This window comes from Novosphingobium aromaticivorans DSM 12444 (genome assembly GCF_000013325.1).
Classification (GTDB): domain Bacteria; phylum Pseudomonadota; class Alphaproteobacteria; order Sphingomonadales; family Sphingomonadaceae; genus Novosphingobium; species Novosphingobium aromaticivorans.
In genome coordinates, this window is sequence record NC_007794.1 from 1,851,523 (window position 1) to 1,869,615 (window position 18,093).

The following is an 18,093-nucleotide window of genomic DNA, read 5'->3' on the forward strand; positions in this document are numbered from 1 at the left end:
TGCGCAGCAGAGGACGATATGGCTACACTAGTTGATGGACCGGACGCGCTGACGGGCGGCAAGGACAACCCGACGCCTGAGGCAGTGGTTGTGCGCTTCGCCGGTGACTCGGGCGATGGCATGCAGCTGACCGGCGGTCAGTTCACACTTTCCACCGCGCTGGCCGGAAACGACCTCGCGACCTTCCCGGACTTTCCGGCGGAGATCCGCGCGCCGCAGGGGACGCTGTTCGGCGTTTCCGCATTCCAGATCAACTTCGGCTCGACCGACATCGACACCGCGGGCGACCAGCCCGACGTGCTGGTGGCGATGAACCCCGCCGCGCTCAAGACAAACGTCGGCGCGCTCAAGGCCGGTGGCCTGATCATCGCCGACACCGGCGAGTTCAACAAGCGCAACCTCGAGAAGGCCAAGTACGAGGTCAACCCGCTCGAGGACGGCAGCCTGGCCAACTGGCAACTGCTGGCGTTCGACATCTCGGCGATGACGCTCGAGGCGGTGAAGCCGTTCGGCCTTGGCAACAAGGAAGCGCTGCGCTGCAAGAACATGTGGACGCTCGGCCTTGCGCTGTGGATGTTCGACCGTGACCGCCAGCCGCTGATCGACTGGCTGAACGCCAAGTTCAAGAAGAGCCCGGTGCTGGCGGAAGCCAACATCGCCGCGCTCAACGCCGGCCACGCCTATGGCGAGACGGCGGAACTGGCCGGGCCGCTCAAGCAGTACCACATCGCACCGGTCGAAAGCGAACCGGGCCTCTACCGCACCGTCACCGGCGCGGAAGCGGTCAGCCTCGGTCTTGTTGCCGGTGCGCAGCTTGCCGAACTGCCGATGTTCTTCGGCGGCTATCCGATCACCCCGGCTTCCGCGATCCTGCACAACCTCGCGCGGCTCAAGGAATTCGGCGTCACCACCTTCCAGGCGGAAGACGAGATCGCCGCGATCGCTTCGGCCATCGGCGCGAGCTACGCCGGTCAGCTTGGCGTGACGTCATCGTCGGGGCCGGGCATCGCGCTCAAGGGCGAGGCGATGGGCCTTGCCATCATGACCGAACTGCCGCTGGTCATCGTCAACTCGCAGCGCGGCGGTCCCTCGACGGGCCTGCCGACCAAGACCGAGCAGTCCGACCTCTACCAGGCGGTCTACGGCCGCAACGGCGACGCGCCGATGCCCGTGATCGCGGCGCGTTCGCCGGCCGATGCCTTCGACTGCGCCATCGAGGCCTGCCGCCTTGCCGTGCAGTACATGACCCCGGTCATGCTGCTGACCGACGGCTACATCGGCAACGCCGCCGAGCCGTGGAAGGTGCCGGATCCCGCCAGCTACACGCCGTTCCCCGCACGGTTCCTGACCGAGCGCAATGGCCCCAACGGCGAGCTTCTGCCCTTCGCCCGCGACGAAAAGGGCGCCCGTCCGTGGATCAAGCCGGGCACGCCTGGCCTGATGCACCGCATTGGCGGCATCGAGAAGAACCCGGGCACCGGCAACATCGACTACAGCCCTGCCAGCCACCAGCTCATGACCGATGCCCGCAAGGCCAAGGTCGACGGGATTGCCGCCGGCATTCCGGAGCAGGACGTCACGCTGGGCGAGGCTTCGGGCAAGCTCGCGGTCGTTGGCTGGGGCAGCACCTATGGCCCGATCCATCAGGCCGTCCGCCGCGCCCGTCGCAAGGGTATGGACGTGTCGCACATTCACGTGCGCCATGTCTGGCCGCTGCCGACCAACCTTGGCGAACTGCTGGCCAGCTATGACAAGGTGCTCGTGCCGGAAATGAACACGGGGCAGTTCAAGACCGTCCTGCGCGACCAGTACCTGATCGACGCCAAGCCGCTCAACAAGACCAGCGGCCAGCCCTTCACCATCGCGGAAATCGAAGCCGCGATCGAAGCTGCGCTCGCATAAAGGTTACGACGATGAACGAGATGACCAAGATCGCGGTCCAGACCACGCTGAAGGACTGGGAAACCGACCAGGAAGTGCGCTGGTGCCCGGGTTGCGGCGACTACGCGATCCTCAAGGCCGTGCAGCGCACGCTGCCCGACCTGGGCGCAGATCCGGCAAACACGGTGTTCGTTTCGGGCATCGGCTGCTCGAGCCGCTTCCCGTACTACGTGGAAAGCTATGGCTTCCACACGATCCACGGCCGCGCCCCTGCGTTCGCCACCGGTATCAAGCTGGCGAACCCGGACCTCGATGTCTGGCTGGTGACGGGCGACGGCGATGGCATGTCCATCGGCGGCAACCACACGATGCACGTCCTGCGTCGCAACGTGAACCTGCAGATCCTGCTGTTCAACAACGAGATCTACGGTCTCACCAAGGGCCAGTACTCGCCCACGAGCCGCGAGGGCACGCCAAGCCCGACTTCGCCGCTGGGTTCGGTCGATCGTCCGGCCAGCCCCTGCGCCTTCGCGCTGGGTTCGGGCGCGCGGTTCATCGCGCGGGCCTATGACGTGTCGAAGGACCTGCCTTCGGTGCTCAAGGCCGCCCACGCGCACAAGGGCGCGGCGTTCGTGGAAATCTTCCAGAACTGCATCGTCTACAACAAGGATCGCTTCGACGACTTCACCGCCAAGGGCGTGGCCGACGCGAACCAGCTCTGGGTCAAGGACGGCGAGCCGATGCTCTTCGCCAAGGGCACCAAGGGCATTGCGCTCGACATCGAGAGCCTGACGCTGAAGGTCGTCGATGTGGTCGATGGCGACTGGAAGGCCGCGGGGGTGATCGTCCACAACGTCCACAATCGCGCGGTCGCGCACATGCTGGTCGAGATGCCGTTCGGCCCATTCCCGATGGCGCTGGGCGTGATCTACGACGATCCGCGTCCGACCTACGAGGAAACGCTCCTCGGCCAGGACGCACAGGCGCGCGCCGGCAAGGAAGCGAACCTCGCCAAGCTGCTGGGCAAGGGACAGACCTGGACCGTAGGCAACACGGCCGCCGACCCGGTCTGACCGGTCAGGCAACTGACTGGCGAAATTGAAGGGCGGTCCATCGCGGGCCGCCCTTTCAACATGCCCGAAGGGGCAGGTCTGGAGGGGTGGTAACTGCGCGGAGCAGTCGCCAGAACAATCGGGATGAGCGACCCCGTAATCGTCTGGTTCCGACGCGACCTCCGCCTTGCAGATCAAGCCGCCCTCCTGGCTGCCGCAGCCGAGGGGCCGGTCATTCCCGTCTACATCCTCGACGACGATACCCCGCGCCACTGCCGCATGGGTGGAGCGTCGCGCTGGTGGCTCCACCACAGCTTGGCCGAGCTTGATGCCTCGCTGCGCAAGCTTGGATCGCGCCTGATCCTGCGTCGGGGCAAGTGCCACGAGGAGCTTGCCGCCGTTCGCCGCGAGGCCGGGGCGAGGGTCGTTCACGCATTGCAGCACTACGAGCCTTGGTGGCGCAATGCCGAAAAGGCGGTGGCCAAGACAATCCGCCTGGTCCTTCACGAAGGCAACTATCTGGCCCCCGCCGGTTCCGTCCGCACCGGGATGGGCCGGCCCTACAAGATCTACACGCCCTTCTGGCATGCCCTGCTCGAGCGCATGCCCCCTGCGCCGCCCTTGCCGGCACCCGAACGGCTCGAAGCGCCCGCCGTCTGGCCCACGAGCGATGCGCTGGACGACTGGAAGCTGCTTCCGACGGCACCCGACTGGGCAGGTGGGTTCCGCGAGACATGGACTCCGGGCGAGAACGGTGCGGAAGAGCGGCTTCAGGACTTTGCCGACCGTGTGGCCCGCTACGGAGAAACGCGGAACCTGCCTTCGATCGAAGGCACCTCGCGCCTTTCGCCCCACCTTCATTTCGGCGAGATCTCTCCAGCCACGATCTGGCATCGGGTGGTGAATGCGGGCGGTTCGGTCGACGTGTTTCTGGGTGAACTGGGTTGGCGCGACTATGCCCAGAACGTAATCGTGCAATTCCCGGACTACGGTTCGAGGAATGCGCGCGAGGCGTACGACCGGCTCGAATGGCGCGACGATCCCGAGGCATTGCGCGCCTGGCAACAGGGCCGGACCGGCTATCCCATCGTCGATGCCGGCATGCGCGAGCTCTGGCACACCGGGTGGATGCACAACCGGGTGCGGATGATCGCCGCCAGCTTCCTTGTGAAACACCTTCTGATCGACTGGCGCGAGGGCGAGCGGTGGTTCTGGGACACGCTGGTCGATGCCGACTATGCATCCAACGCGGTCAACTGGCAGTGGACAGCCGGTACGGGCGTCGATTCCAACATGTTCGTCAGGATCATGGCGCCGCTGACCCAGTCACCGAAGTTCGACGCGGCAGGCTATATCCGGCAATGGGTGCCCGAACTGGCTCATCTTTCCGACCGCGATATTCACGATCCCGCCGTTCCGCCGCGCGGCTATCCGGCAAAGATCGTCAGCCATTCCGAGGCGCGGGCACGTGCCCTTGCCGCGCATGACAGGATGAAGCAGCCGGCGTGACTTGCGCCGAGCGCCTGGCAGACACATAACAGCCGGATGAATGCTCAGACGCCACTGAGGGGAGGGCATCTGGTCACCGGCGGACGAAAACTGTCGGCGTCCGGTCGCTGGATCGCGCGCGCGTTCGCCGGCTCGTTCGCCAAGGCGCTGGACGGGATAGACCGGGGGCTGGACCACGGCTCCATACGCGCGACTCTGCCCGATGGAAGCATTCGCACGCTTGGCGGGAGGGGAGACGGTCCGGCCGCGCGCATTCACCTGAAGAGCTGGAACGCAATCGTCCGGCTCGCCACGGCAGGCTCCATTGGCTGGTATGAGGCCTGGGTCGCGGGTGAATGGGAAAGTCCCGACCCGGTCCCGATCTTCGACCTGTTCATGCGTAATGCCGACGCGCTGGGCGACATCGGGCGGGCCAAGGGCCCATGGCGGTGGGGAGGGCGGCTGCTCAATCTCCTGCGCCGCAATTCGAAGGCGCAGGCGCGCCGCAACATCGCCGCGCACTACGATCTTGGCAACGACTTCTATTCGCAGTGGCTCGACCCGACGATGAGCTATTCGAGCGCGATGTGGGAGGGCATCGCGCCCGACGCCTCACTTGCCGAGGCCCAGGCGAACAAGGTCGACCGGCTTGGCGCCCGTCTCGACCTGCGGCCGGGATCGCGCGTGCTCGAGATCGGATGCGGATGGGGCTTCCTCGCCCGCGGGCTTGCCGAGAAGAGCGGCGCGCAAGTTACCGGCATCAGTCTCTCGGACGAGCAGCTCGAATGGGCGCGTGGCGAATTGGCGCGCTCGGGCCTCGGCGGAATCGATTACCTTCACCGGGACTACCGGGATGTCGAAGGCCAGTACGATGCCATTGCCAGCGTCGAGATGGTCGAGGCCGTGGGCCGCGAATACTGGCCGTCCTACTTCGATTGCCTCGCGCGGTGCCTGAAGCCGGGCGGTCGAGCCGCGCTGCAATACATTTCGATGCGCGACGAGTTGTTCGAGGCCTATGCGTCGAGCGCGGACTTCATCCAGGCCTACATCTTTCCTGGCGGCCTGCTCATCAGCGAGCGCGAGTTCGCACGCCTTGCCGCAGAGCGCGGCCTTACCTGGCAGGACCGGACGGACTTTGGCCAGGACTATGCCCGAACGCTTCGCCTGTGGCGCGAGGCACTGGACACGGCGGTGGAGGAAGGGCGTCTGCCGCCCGGCTTCGACCAGCGTTTCGTCGACTTATGGCGCTATTACCTGATGTATTGCGAAGGTGGCTTTCGCGGCGGCGGGATCAATGTCAGCCAGGTGACGCTGGTCAAGGCCGGCTAGGCCCGGTTTACACCCGCCGGAACACGCCGTCGCCACGATAGCGGGCGAGGATGTTGTCGTGGACGATGGGGCTTAGCAGGTTCGCGAAGGCGCATCCGACGCGGCCCGCATCCCACCACACCACTTCGGCCTGAAGCGCTTCCATGCCGGGGATCGTCAGCCAGCAGCGATTGCCGGGGTACATCTTCTGCAGCGCGTTGGCGCAGAATCCGCCAAGCGACAGATCCAGTACGACGGTCTGGAAGCCGCGCCCGCCGGATGGTCGCAGCGATGCCGGAATGTTGACGCGTTGCCTGGGCGCGCACCGGTCTTCCAGCGCGGCTTGCCCATAGACACTCGTATTCCAATCGGTGGTGTTCATGCCGAACGTCCCGGACCCGTTTCATCTGCCCGGAAAGGATTCCTCCCGGAAGCGCAGAGAATCGCCGATTTCCGTTAATTCGCGGCTGTCAGTCCTGGTTAACGCGTTCGCGGTGCGGACTGGAAAATTGTTCACCAAGAAGCGCAACCATTCGTTCGGCAACGACTTCGGGCGCCTTCACGCTTTCCGGGTTTTCGCCGGGATAGGCCCTTGCGCGCATCTTGGTGCGCGTGGCGCCCGGATCGAGAATTGCGACGCGCACGGCCGAGGTGTTGCGCACTTCCTGCGCGTAGCAGTCGAGCAGGACGTCGAACGCGGCCTTCGACGCGCCATAGGCGCCCCAGTAGGCGCGCGGCGTCGCGCCGACGCTGCTGGTCACGCCGATGACGCGGGCGTCCTTGCTCTTCTTCAGCATGCCGTCGAAACCGGCGAGCAGCGCCTGCGTGGCGAGGACGTTCAGCGTCAGCGCATTGTTGAACTCGCGCGAGTCGATCTGCCAGACCGGTGTCAGCGTGGGGAAGGCGGCGGCGTTTATGACGAGTACGTCGAGCGCGCTCCAGCGGCCCGAGATCGCGGTGGCAAGGCGGGCGATGCCTTCGGGCTCGGACAGGTCGACCGGAGCGATCGTCGCGCTGCCGCCAGCCTCGAAGATCTCTTCCTCGACCTTTTCAAGCTCCTTGGCGGTCCGGGCCACGAGTACGACATGCGCGCCCTGTGCGGCAAGCGCCTTTGCCGTGGCGGCACCGATGCCCCGGCTCGCGCCGGTGACGAGCGCCAACTGGCCGGCAAAGCGGCCGTCCTGCGAACCCTGCGCGCTCATTCAGGCGACCTTTTCGACCGGCAGCGAAAGCTGGTCCGGATTCTCGCGCTCTGCGAGGTCGGTCAGCCGCGTGGGGTAGTCGCCGGTGAAGCAGGCGTCGCAATATTGCGGGCAGCCCTTGTTGCGCTGCTCCTCGCCGACCGCGCGGTAGAGACCGTCGATGGAGACGAAGGCGAGGCTGTCGGCATGGATGAAGTCGGCCATGGCCTGCACGTCCATCCGCGCGGCGAGCAGCTTCGAGCGTTCGGGCGTGTCGACGCCGTAGAAGCACGAATGCTCCGTCGGCGGGCTGGCGATGCGCATGTGCACTTCTGCCGCACCCGCGTCGCGCATCATCTGCACGATCTTGAGGCTGGTGGTGCCGCGCACGATCGAATCGTCGATCAGCACGATGCGCTTCCCCGCGACCAGTGCGCGGTTCGCGTTGTGTTTGCGCTTCACGTCTGCGTTACGGGCACCGTCGGAAGGCTGGATGAAGGTGCGGCCGACATAGTGCGAGCGGATGATGCCAAGCTCGAACGGAATGCCGGACTGCTGGGCATAGCCAAGCGCGGCGGGAACGCCGCTGTCCGGCACGGGGATGACGAGGTCCGCGTCGGCCGGGCTTTCGATGGCGAGCTGCGCGCCGATGGCCTTGCGCACCTGATAGACGGAATTGCCGCCCATCAGCGAATCGGGACGGCTGAAGTAGACGTGCTCGAAAATGCAGGGCCGCGCGCTTGGCCTGCCGAACGGGCGGTGGCTGCTGAGCTTGCCGTCGAAATCGACCTGGACCAGTTCGCCCGGCTCCACTTCGCGGACGAATTCGGCGCCGACCACGTCAAGCGCCACGGTTTCGCTCGCGAAGACCACCGCGTCGCCGATCTTGCCGAGGACCAGCGGGCGGATGCCAAGCGGGTCGCGGCAGGCGATCATGCCTTCGGGCGTCATGCAGATCAGCGAATAGGCGCCTTCGACCAGCCGCAGGGCATCGACGAAGCGGTCGAGCAGGGTGGGGTAGCGGCTCGTCGCGACGAGGTGGATGATGACTTCGGTGTCGGACGTCGACTGGAAGATCGCGCCCTTCTGCACGAGGTCGCGCTTGAGGAACATCGCGTTCGAGATGTTGCCGTTGTGGGCGATCGCGAAGCCGCCCGACGCGAGGTCGGCAAACAGCGGCTGCACGTTGCGCAGGCCGGCCCCGCCGGTGGTCGAGTAGCGCACGTGGCCGGCGGCCATGGCGCCCGGCAGTTCGGCGATGGCCGAGCCGGTCGAGAAGTTCGCCGCGACGTGGCCGATGCCCTTGCGCGAATAGAACTCCTGCCCGTCGAAACTGGTGATGCCGACGGCTTCCTGGCCCCGATGCTGCAGGGCGTGGAGGCCCAGTGCAACTGTCGCGGCGGCGTCACGTACGCCCAGTACGCCGAAGATGCCGCACTCTTCGCGCAGCTTGTCGTCGTCACTGCCGATGTCCCACGGCGTGCTGTCGAAAAGTTCGTTCTGTGAAGTCATGGGTCCCGTGGACTCGCGTGGGCGCTTGCGCGCCGGCCAATGCTGGCGCCCAAATGGCGACGTTTGACCCGGAAGGCAAGTGCAAGCTGCGGAACCAGGCGGGGAACCCTGCGTAATCGCAGTGGACGGCAAGGATGGAGCAGGACCGTGGGCATGATCAGGATAGCGATTCTTTCGGTCGCCACGCTCGTGGTCGTGGCGTTAGCGCTCACTTACATAGTCGGCCTCTTATTGCGTTGAACCGGCTGCGAAATATTAACGCTCCCCGCGCAATGTCGGGGAATGCGGCTCAATCGCCTTCTTGCTGGACCGGTCGGTGTGGCCGTGACGTTCTTCGTCCTGGCGAGCACGACCGTGCATTTTGCGCGGTTCTCGGGCGGCGTGGCGATGGTCTGGGTGGCCGGGGCCATGCTTGCGGGCCGGCTCATCGTCCTTCCGGAGCGGCAGTGGATGCCCTGGCTTCTCTGGTCCGGGGTGGCGAGCGTGATGGTGACCGGGCTGTATGGGCTGGGCTGGCTGGCCGCAGTTCCCTTTGCCGTGGTGAACGTGGCCGAGGCCGCCGCCGCGGCGCTCATCTGGCGACGGATAACGGAAGCGTTCTGGCCTGACGAGACGGTCGAATGGCTCGCCGCCTTCTACATCGGTATCGGCCTGAGCATTCCGCTGGCGTCGGGCGGTGTCGCCACACTCGTGGCATGGGCCTTTGTCGGCCTGCCGCCTGTCGAGAACTTTCTTCACTGGATCGTGGGGCATGCGCTCGGCCTGATTGCCTGCCTGCCGGTCTTTACGTTCATCTACCGTCGCGCCGAACGCGGGCGCAGCATCCTGCCGAGTGCCGAAGCCTTGCCTGTAAGCCTGCTGGTGCTATTCTGCTTCGCCTTGCTCACGGGCCTGGTGTTCGTGCTCGACATGCGTGCGCTTCTCGTCTTTCCGCTGCTCTTCTTCGTCGTTGGCACGGCCGTTCTCGATGAAGAGACCGTCGTTTTCTTTCCGATCCTGCTTATTCTCATCGGCGGTACGCTGACCGGGCTCGACATGGGGCCGATCGCGCAGATGGACGTGGATTACGGCGACCGCATCCAGTTCTTCCAGCTCTACGTCGGCGTTGCCGTCCTCGCCGCCTTGCCGATCTCGTGCGAGCGAACGCGCCGCCTTCAGGAACTCAGGGTCATGCGAGAGCGTTTGGCGCTGTTCGAGGGCTCGGGGAACCGTCACCCGGATTGACTGTTGCGCCGACGGCCATTGCCGTTTGCGCCGCAGGGCCCTAAATCCGCACGGCCAGATCCGGCCGAATACATCCAAAGGGCTGCTTCTTGATCCTGTCTCCGTTCGAATGGACCATCGCCAAGCGCTACATGCTGCCGGGGCGAGGGGAGGCTTTCATCGCACTCGTCGCCGGTATCAGCCTCGTGGCGGTCATGCTGGGCGTTGCCGCGCTCGTCATCGTGATGAGCGTGATGAACGGCTTCCGCGCCGAACTGCTCGACAAGATCGTCGGCCTCAACGGCCACGCGATCATCCAGGCCTATGGCGGCCGGCTCGACAACTGGCAGGACATCCTCAAGCGCGTCCAGCAGACGCCCGACGTGACCCACGCCTCGCCGCTGATCGAGCAGCCGCTGCTCGCCAGCTTCAACGGCCGAGTCGAGGCGATCCTCGTGCGTGGCAATACGGCGGAGGACATCAAGCGGCTCGAGGACAAGCGCGTCGACGGTGTCATCGGCTCGCTGCGCCCCGGCTCGGGCAATGTCGCCCTAGGGTCGCGCCTTGCCGAAAACCTTGGCGCGCGCGTGGGCGACAGCATTACCATCATCAACCCGCAAGGCAGGTCGACCCCGTTCGGCACTGTCCCGCGCGAGATCGCCTATACCGTTTCAGCGATCTTCGAGGTCGGCGTCTACGACTACGACCAGGCCTATGTCGTCATGCCCATCTCCGATGCGCAGACCCTGCTGTTGACGGGCGACACTATCGGCATGATCGAGGTGACGACGACCAACGCCGACACGGTGATGGATACCCTGGGGCCGCTCAAGAAGGAGCTGGAAGGCCAGGCCGTCGTCACGGACTGGAAGACCATCAACGCCAGCCTGTTCGAGGCGCTCGCGGTGGAACGCGTGGCGATGTTCATCGTGCTTTCGATCATCGTGCTGGTAGCGGTGTTCAACATCCTGTCATCGCTGATCATGCTGGTACGCGCCAAGACCCGCGACATCGCGATTCTGCGCACGATGGGGGCGACGCGAAAGAGCCTGCTCAAGATCTTCGTGACCATCGGTTTCGTGATCGGGGCGCTGGGCACCCTATCGGGGCTCGCGCTCGGCTTCGTGTTCCTGTTCTTCCGCCAGCCCATCGTCAACGCGATCCAGTATCTCACCGGGCAGAACCTGTGGGACCCCTCGATCCGTTTCCTCACCGAACTGCCGAGCCGCTCCGATCCCGTGGAGATCACCACGATCTGCCTGATGGCGCTGCTGTTCAGCTTCCTTGCGACTCTTTATCCGGCGCTCAAGGCGGCGAGCACGGACCCCGTTCAGGTGCTGCGTTATGAGTGATCCAGTGGTGCGCCTGCGCGAGCTGCGCCGTTCCTTCAGCCAGGGCGGGGTCACCATCGACGTCCTGCGCGGCGTCAACCTCGAGATCCGCCCCGGCGAGATCGTCGCGCTGCTCGGCCCTTCGGGATCGGGCAAGTCGACCATGCTCCAGGCCATCGGCCTGCTCGAGGGTGGTTTTTCCGGCCTGATCGAGATCGCCGGGACCGATGCGTCGAAGCTTTCGGGCGACGACCGCACGGCCCTGCGCCGCGATCACCTCGGCTTCGTCTACCAGTTCCATCATCTCCTGCCCGATTTCAACGCGATCGAGAACGTCGTCCTGCCCCAGCTCGTTGCCGGCACGGACCGCGCCGTGGCCGAGGCGCGCGCAGCGGAACTCTTGAGCGCCCTCGGCCTCGCCAAGCGTCTCGACCACCGGCCGAGCCAGCTTTCCGGCGGCGAGCAGCAGCGCGTTGCAGTGGCCCGTGCTCTTGCCAATCGCCCCGAAATGGTTCTCGCCGACGAGCCCACCGGCAATCTCGACGAGGCGACGGCCGACCGAGTGCTCGAGGAATTCCTCAAGCTCGTGCGCGGGGAAGGGAGCGCTGCACTGATCGCCACGCACAACGAACGCCTTGCGTTGCGCATGGACCGCGTCGTGCGTCTTCACGAAGGCGTTCTCGAATAGGGATACCGAGGGCTCCTCGCGCGTTTTCATCGCCAAGAGGAGATCGTATCTTTATGAACACCACGATACGCGCCGAACCTTGCGACCAGATCGCGGCCTTCTGGAACGACCACGCCACCGTACTGCGTCGAGAGGCGGCCGACGGCGTGTTCCACGGACTGGCGTCGCTCCACAGCGGCACCTTCGCGGACATGGTCCGCATGGTGGCGCGAATGCCGGCGGACGAGCGATCCGGCCTGGTCATCGAAAAGTCGGGCGACCGCCAGTATTCCCCGGCCGAGATCATGACCCTGGCTGCGCGGATCGACTTTCCGGCCTGATCCTGTTTTCCCGTTGATCCGCTCCCCTTGCCGTGCGAACCATTTGCAGGACAAGGGGAGAAGTCATGTCGGGACTGGACTGGAATGCCGAGGCGACGCTTCACGAGCGCGACGATGCCGGCTCGGAAATGCAATACAACTTCAGCGTCCTGAAGAAGGCGCCGCTGCGCGATCTCGTTGCCGAAGTGGCCGCGATGGATGCAACCCAGCGCGCCCGTCTGGTAATCGACGTTGCTGGCGGCAAGTCGCTGAACGTACCTGAAATACTGGCCCTCGCGGCGCAAGAGGGCCTGGCATGAGCGGGCCTCGCACCATTGCCGATTTCAAGGCGCGCAAGCCCAACGGCGAGGAAATCGACCTGGCCGAGAAGAAGGGCAAGGTCCTGCTCGTGGTGAACACCGCATCCAAGTGCGGGTTCACCCCGCAGTACGATGGCCTTGAGGCCCTTTGGCGCCAATATGGCGAGCGCGGATTTGAAGTTCTCGCCTTTCCCTGCAACCAGTTCGGCAAGCAGGAACCCGGCACGGCGGATGAGATCGAAAGCTTCTGCAAGGTCAACTTCGGCCTCAGCTTTCCGCTCATGGCCAAGATCGAGGTCAATGGCGACAACGCCGATCCGCTTTACGACTGGCTGAAGAGCGAGGCTCCGGGCGTGCTCGGCACCAAGTCGATCAAGTGGAACTTCACCAAGTTCCTGATCGACCGCGAAGGCCGCGTGGTCCGCCGCTATGCCCCCACGGACAAGCCGGAAAGCATCGCCGGGGACATCGAAAGGCTGCTCTGACCGTCACCAAGGAGTCTGGTGAAAAAGCAGGCCGCGCCTCTCGCAAGAGCGCGGCCTTTTTCCTACCTTGTACACATGCCCCATGCCGCCTTCGTCCCGCTTCGCATCTTCTCGTCCTACACGATGCTCGACGGCGCCATCGACCCGAAGGCTATCGCCAAGACCGCCGCCGAGCGGGGCTTTCCCGCCGCCGCCATCACAGATCGCAACGGGCTCTACGGTAGCGTGGCCTATGCCAAGGCGTGCAAGGACATGGGCGTCCAGCCGGTCATCGGCACGATGCTCGCCGTAGCCCGTCCCGAACGCGACGGCGCGGCAACCGGCTTCGGTCCGGCCGCACCGACGATCGACTGGCTGGCCCTCTATGCGCAGGATGCCAGGGGCTATGACAACCTTTGCCACCTCGTCAGCCGCGCCCATCTCGACCGGCCGCTCGAATTTGCGCCGCACGTCGTCCTGGCGGATCTCGTCGGCCATACCGACGGCCTCATCTGCCTTACCGCCGCCAGCGAAGGCGCACTGGCGCAGCTTCTTGCCGGAGGCCAGCAAAGCGCCGCCGAGGCCTATGTCGACCGGCTGCTCGAACTGTTCCCCGAACGGCTCTACATCGAGATAGCCCGGCGCAACGATGCGGTGGAGGAAGCGTCCGAAACCGCGCTCATCGATCTCGCATACGCGCGGGACCTGCCGCTGGTTGCCACGAACCCCGCCTGCTTTGCAGAGCGGACTTTCTACGATGCGCACGATGCCATGCTCTGCATCGCCAGTTCCACCCATGTCGATAGCGCGGATCGCCCGCGCTCCAGCAAGGAATGGTGGATCAAGCCCGCGGCGGTCATGGAGGAACTGTTCAAGGACCTGCCCGAAGCGCTCGCCAACACGCTGGTCGTGGCGCAGCGCTGCGCGGTCATGCCGCCCAAGCGCAAGCCGATCCTGCCCAGCCTTGCCGGCGACCAGGAAGGCGAGGCGCGGATGTGCGCCGAGGATAGCCGCAAGGGCCTCGTCCTGCGACTTGAACCCTATTACCCGGAAAGCACCCACGCCGAACTCGCTCGCGTGCTCTGCCTTGGCCCCGATGCCGAACCGGTCGCCGCCGACCATCCGCAACTGGTCGAAGCGGGCGTCTGGGAAGAAGTTCTCGACTACCGCAAGCGGCTCGAGTTCGAGATCGCGATCATCAACCGCATGGGGTTCGGCGGCTACTTCCTGATCGTTGCCGACTTTATCAAGTGGGCGAAGGAACACGGCATTCCGGTCGGGCCGGGCCGCGGTTCGGGCGCGGGTTCGCTCGTCGCTTGGGCGCTTACCATCACCGACCTCGATCCGATCAAGCTTGGTCTTCTGTTCGAACGCTTCCTGAATCCGGAACGCGTCTCGATGCCGGACTTCGACATCGACTTCTGCGAAACCCGCCGTGGCGAGGTGATCCGCTACGTCCAGCGCAAGTACGGCGAGGACCACGTCGCCCAGATCATCACCTTCGGCAAGCTCAAGGCCCGCGCGGTGCTGCGCGACACCGGCCGTATCCTTCAGATGAGCTATGGCCAGACTGACCGGCTCTGCAAGATGGTCCCGAACCATCCGACCGATCCCTGGCCGCTGCCCCGCGCCCTCAATGGCGTGGCCGAACTCAAGCGCGAATACGACCGCGACCCCGAGGTCAAGCGCCTGATCGACCTTGCGATGCAGCTCGAAGGCCTGCCGCGCAACAGTTCGACCCACGCGGCGGGCGTCGTTATCGGCGACCGCCCGCTGGCGCAACTCGTGCCGCTCTATCGCGATCCGCGTTCGGACATGCCGGTCACGCAGTTCGACATGAAGCACGTCGAGGATGCCGGCCTCGTCAAGTTCGACTTCCTCGGCCTCAAGACGCTGTCGGTCCTGCGCAAGGCCGTAGACCTGATGAAGAAGCGCAGCATCGAGATCGACCTCTCGGCGCTGCCGTGGGACGACGAGCAAACCTACAAGCTGCTCCAGTCGGGCGACACCGTCGGCGTTTTCCAGCTCGAATCCGAAGGCATGCGGCGCACGCTCGCCGCGGTGAAGCCCACCAACTTCGGCGACATCATCGCTCTCGTCTCGCTTTACCGTCCGGGCCCGATGGACAACATACCATTGTTCGGCCGCCGCAAGAACGGGCTCGAAGCGATCGAGTATCCGCACGACAAGCTGGCCGGGATCCTGTCGGAAACCTACGGCATCTTCGTCTACCAGGAACAGGTCATGCAGGCCGCGCAGATCCTCGCCGGATACTCGCTCGGCGACGCCGACCTCCTGCGCCGCGCCATGGGCAAGAAGGTCCAGGCGGAAATGGACGCGCAGCGCCAGCGTTTCGTCGACGGCTGCAAGGAAGTGTCCGGCATTCCCGCCGCAAAGGCCAACGAACTTTTCGACTTGATCGACAAGTTCGCGGGCTACGGCTTCAACAAGTCGCACGCAGCCGCCTACGCGCTGCTCGCCTACCAGACCGCCTGGCTCAAGACGCACTATCCGCACGAATTCTATGCGGCGGCGATGTGCTTCGACATGCACCAGTCGGAAAAGCTCTCGGTCTTCGTCGACGACATGCGCCGCAACGGCGTGGCGCTGGCCGGGCCCGATATCAACCACTCCGAGGCCGAGTTCACCGTCGAGCGGACGCACGACGGCTATGCCGTGCGATATGCCCTCGCGGGCCTGCGCAACGTGGGCGAGAAGGCGATGGAGCAGATCGTCGAGGAGCGTGAGGCCAACGGCCCGTTCGCTTCGCTGGACGATCTCTTCCGCCGCATCCCGGCGGGTTCGATGAACCGTCGCCAGCTCGAAGCGCTCGCGGCCGGTGGCGCGCTCGATTGCCTCGAGCCCAACCGCGCGCAGATCATCGCCAATGCCGAACTGCTCATGGCCGTGGCCGAGGAGGCCTCGCGCTCGCGCACTTCGGGGCAGGGCGGCCTTTTCGGCGGCGACGATCACGCCACTCCCGCCACCCGCCTCTCCGACACGAAACCGTGGAGCCGCGCGGACCAGATGGCGGCGGAGCGCGAGAATTTCGGCTTCTACTTTGCCGCGCACCCGGTCGAGGAATACCGCGCCGTCGCCTCGGCCAATGGTGCGCGCTCCTATGGCAGCCTGATGACGAGCAGTGGGGAGCCGGGCGGACGCTCGGGCGCCGTCATGGCCGCGCTGGTGGAGAACGTGCAGAAGCGCAAGACGAAGAAGGGCAAGGACTTCGTCATGGCCGACTTCTCCGACAGCTCCGGCCTGTTCTCGGCCTCCTGCTTCGAGGAAAGCCTGGTCGAACCGTTCCAGCAGTGGGCGAGGGAGGGGACCTGCGTTCTCCTCAACGTCGAACTCGACCGCCCCAATCCGGATGAGCCGCCGCGCGTCACCGTGCGCGGCGCCCGCCCGCTCGCCTCGGTCACCAGCGCCTCGCGCATGGTGCTCAAGCTCGATGTCAGCAGGACGGAGGCGATTTCCGACCTCGCGATGCTCTTGCCGCGGCGGCCTGACGGCAAGGGCGAGGTGCTTGCCCGCCTTCGTACCGGCGGGCCAAAGGAGCCTCTCGTGCGCCTCGGCAATGATTTCATACTCGATAGTGACTTAATCGAACGATTGATTCCGATAGAAGGACTCGCCAATGTGGCATTGACCGCAAGACCGGAAAGGCATCTGCGGTTGGTCGAATAGACAGGATCGGGAGAAATTGAAGTGACTCAGCAGCTTGGTGCAATGCAGGACTGGAAGCTGCGCGTTACGCACCTGATCGATCATGCCGCGCGCGAGCACGGGCAGCGCGAAATCGTCAGCCGCTGGGCAGATGGCAGCGAAAGCCGCACGACCTGGGCGGGCATCCGTCACGACGCATTGCGCATGACGCAGGCCCTGCGCCGCCTTGGCGTGAAGCCGGGCGACCGCATCGCCACGCTTGCGATGAACCACCACCGCCACCTGGTAAGCTGGTACGGTTCGGTCGGCGTCGGCGGGATTCTCCATACGCTCAACCCGCGCCTGTTCGACGACCAGCTCGAATACATCGTCAATCACGCCGAAGACCGCGTGATGCTGTTCGACAAGCAGTGGACCCCCATCATCGAGCGCATGAAGTCGCGCTGGCCCACGGTCGAACATTACATCTGCTTCGACAGCAGCGAGCCCGCGCTTCATTTCGAGGAGTGGATCGCTTCCGAAGACGGGCAGACCGAATGGGCCGACGGCGATGAGCGCGACCCTTGCATGCTCTGCTACACCAGCGGCACGACCGGCAATCCCAAGGGTGTACTGTACGAACACCGCTCGACCGTGCTCCACGCAATGAGCGCGATCAGCCCCCCGATCTTCGGGCTCGATTGCCGTTCGGTCATGCTGCCGATCGTGCCGATGTTCCACGCGGCAAGCTGGGGCTTGCCCTGGGCGGGCGCGGCGGCGGGCGCGAAGTTCGTATATTCCGCGGTCAATGACGGCGCGGTCCTGTGCGACCTGATGAACCGCGAGAAGGTGACCTGTTCGGCCGGCGTGCCCACTGTCTGGCTGGCGCTGCTCCAGCATGTCGATGCCCACAATGGCGGCGAAATTCCACCGACCCTGCAGACCATCGTCTGCGGCGGCTCGGCCATGCCGCGCGCGATGATCGAACGCTTCATGCGCGCCGGCCGCCGCGTGGCCCACGCCTGGGGCATGACCGAGACGTCGCCGATCGGCACTACCGGCGCGGAAACGTGGAACTGGGACGACCTCAGCTTCGACGAAAAGGTGACCGTCAAGGCAATGCAGGGCCGTCCGCCCTTCGGCGTCGAGATCCGTTGCGTCGATCTTGGCGATCCCGGCAAGGTGCTACCGCGCGATGGCGTGACGGCGGGGGCCTTGCAAGTGCGCGGGCCGTGGATCGTCAAGCGCTACTTCAAGGCCGAACAGGATGCGGTGGCCGCCGGGCAGTGGTTCGACACGGGCGATGTCGGCGTGATCCATCCGGACGGAACCCTGCAACTGACGGATCGCACGAAGGACGTCATCAAGTCGGGCGGCGAATGGATCAGTTCGGTCGAACTGGAGAATGCCGCCATCGGCCACCCGGCCGTTGCCGAGGCCGCCGCGATTGGCGTCTACCATCCCAAGTGGGACGAGCGGCCGCTGCTTGTCGTGATCCGCAAGCCGGGAATGGACGTCAACCAGGAGGAATTGCGAAGCTACCTCCAGCAGCACGTCGCCAAGTGGTGGGTGCCCGATGCGGTGGCATTCGTGGACCAGATCCCGCATACCGGCACCGGAAAGATCAGCAAGAAGGACCTGCGCGACCAGTTCCGTGACTATCGCTGGGACGAGGTTGCCTGAACGACACCTAAAGGCACCTGAAGACACCTTATCGTACA

The 18,093-nt window shown here is 65.2% G+C and carries 15 protein-coding genes; 12 read left to right on the top strand and 3 right to left on the bottom strand.

Annotation, left to right across the window (positions count from 1 at the left end; genetic code table 11):
• The first annotated feature begins 18 nt into the window (after window positions 1-18).
• The 4 genes from SARO_RS08795 (at window position 19) to SARO_RS08810 (ending at window position 5,750) form a co-directional block, all read left to right on the top strand.
• The gene (locus SARO_RS08795; protein ID WP_041550255.1) at window positions 19-1,902 is read left to right on the top strand and encodes a 2-oxoacid:acceptor oxidoreductase subunit alpha; all 1,884 of its coding nucleotides are present in this window, start codon (window positions 19-21) and stop codon (window positions 1,900-1,902) included.
• Between the two features lie 11 nt (window positions 1,903-1,913).
• The gene (locus tag SARO_RS08800; RefSeq protein ID WP_011445408.1) at window positions 1,914-2,954 is read left to right on the top strand and encodes a 2-oxoacid:ferredoxin oxidoreductase subunit beta; all 1,041 of its coding nucleotides are present in this window, start codon (window positions 1,914-1,916) and stop codon (window positions 2,952-2,954) included.
• 123 nt (window positions 2,955-3,077) lie between these two features.
• Complete coding sequence (locus tag SARO_RS08805; protein WP_011445409.1) at window positions 3,078-4,442, top strand: cryptochrome/photolyase family protein; 1,365 nt, start codon at window positions 3,078-3,080, stop codon at window positions 4,440-4,442.
• A 36-nt stretch (window positions 4,443-4,478) separates the two neighbouring features.
• Entirely contained in the window at window positions 4,479-5,750 is a 1,272-nt protein-coding gene (locus SARO_RS08810) for an SAM-dependent methyltransferase (RefSeq protein WP_011445410.1), read from the top strand.
• Window positions 5,751-5,757: 7 nt separating this feature from the next.
• On the opposite strand, the gene SARO_RS08815 is transcribed toward SARO_RS08810, so the two are convergent.
• From SARO_RS08815 to purF, 3 genes are all read right to left on the bottom strand, one after another.
• Window positions 5,758-6,111 (bottom strand): PilZ domain-containing protein, encoded by a 354-nt coding sequence (locus tag SARO_RS08815; RefSeq protein ID WP_011445411.1) that lies wholly within the window; start codon window positions 6,109-6,111, stop codon window positions 5,758-5,760.
• An 88-nt stretch (window positions 6,112-6,199) separates the two neighbouring features.
• Window positions 6,200-6,931, bottom strand: a complete 732-nt coding sequence (locus SARO_RS08820; RefSeq protein WP_011445412.1) for an SDR family NAD(P)-dependent oxidoreductase — start codon at window positions 6,929-6,931, stop codon at window positions 6,200-6,202.
• Window positions 6,932-8,422 (bottom strand): amidophosphoribosyltransferase, encoded by a 1,491-nt coding sequence (gene purF / locus SARO_RS08825; protein WP_011445413.1) that lies wholly within the window; start codon window positions 8,420-8,422, stop codon window positions 6,932-6,934. It abuts the gene before it with no gap.
• 282 nt (window positions 8,423-8,704) lie between these two features.
• Between purF and SARO_RS08830 the strand changes: the two genes are divergently transcribed.
• The 8 genes from SARO_RS08830 (at window position 8,705) to SARO_RS08865 (ending at window position 18,055) form a co-directional block, all read left to right on the top strand.
• Window positions 8,705-9,646: an MASE1 domain-containing protein gene (locus tag SARO_RS08830; protein ID WP_011445414.1), complete on the top strand. Its 942-nt coding sequence runs from the start codon at window positions 8,705-8,707 to the stop codon at window positions 9,644-9,646.
• An 89-nt stretch (window positions 9,647-9,735) separates the two neighbouring features.
• Entirely contained in the window at window positions 9,736-10,977 is a 1,242-nt protein-coding gene (locus tag SARO_RS08835) for a lipoprotein-releasing ABC transporter permease subunit (RefSeq protein ID WP_011445415.1), read from the top strand.
• The gene (locus SARO_RS08840; protein ID WP_011445416.1) at window positions 10,970-11,644 is read left to right on the top strand and encodes an ABC transporter ATP-binding protein; all 675 of its coding nucleotides are present in this window, start codon (window positions 10,970-10,972) and stop codon (window positions 11,642-11,644) included. The genes SARO_RS08835 and SARO_RS08840 overlap by 8 nt, the downstream gene beginning before the upstream one ends.
• A gap of 53 nt (window positions 11,645-11,697) precedes the next feature.
• Window positions 11,698-11,964, top strand: coding sequence for a hypothetical protein (locus SARO_RS08845; RefSeq protein WP_011445417.1), 267 nt, complete (start codon window positions 11,698-11,700; stop codon window positions 11,962-11,964).
• Between the two features lie 65 nt (window positions 11,965-12,029).
• The gene (locus tag SARO_RS08850) at window positions 12,030-12,263 is read left to right on the top strand and encodes a hypothetical protein (RefSeq protein ID WP_011445418.1); all 234 of its coding nucleotides are present in this window, start codon (window positions 12,030-12,032) and stop codon (window positions 12,261-12,263) included.
• Complete coding sequence (locus SARO_RS08855) at window positions 12,260-12,748, top strand: glutathione peroxidase (RefSeq protein WP_011445419.1); 489 nt, start codon at window positions 12,260-12,262, stop codon at window positions 12,746-12,748. The genes SARO_RS08850 and SARO_RS08855 overlap by 4 nt, the downstream gene beginning before the upstream one ends.
• A gap of 75 nt (window positions 12,749-12,823) precedes the next feature.
• Entirely contained in the window at window positions 12,824-16,414 is a 3,591-nt protein-coding gene (gene dnaE, locus SARO_RS08860) for a DNA polymerase III subunit alpha (protein ID WP_041550256.1), read from the top strand.
• A gap of 42 nt (window positions 16,415-16,456) precedes the next feature.
• Window positions 16,457-18,055 (top strand): long-chain fatty acid--CoA ligase, encoded by a 1,599-nt coding sequence (locus SARO_RS08865; RefSeq protein WP_041550257.1) that lies wholly within the window; start codon window positions 16,457-16,459, stop codon window positions 18,053-18,055.
• The last annotated feature ends 38 nt before the right edge of the window (window positions 18,056-18,093 follow it).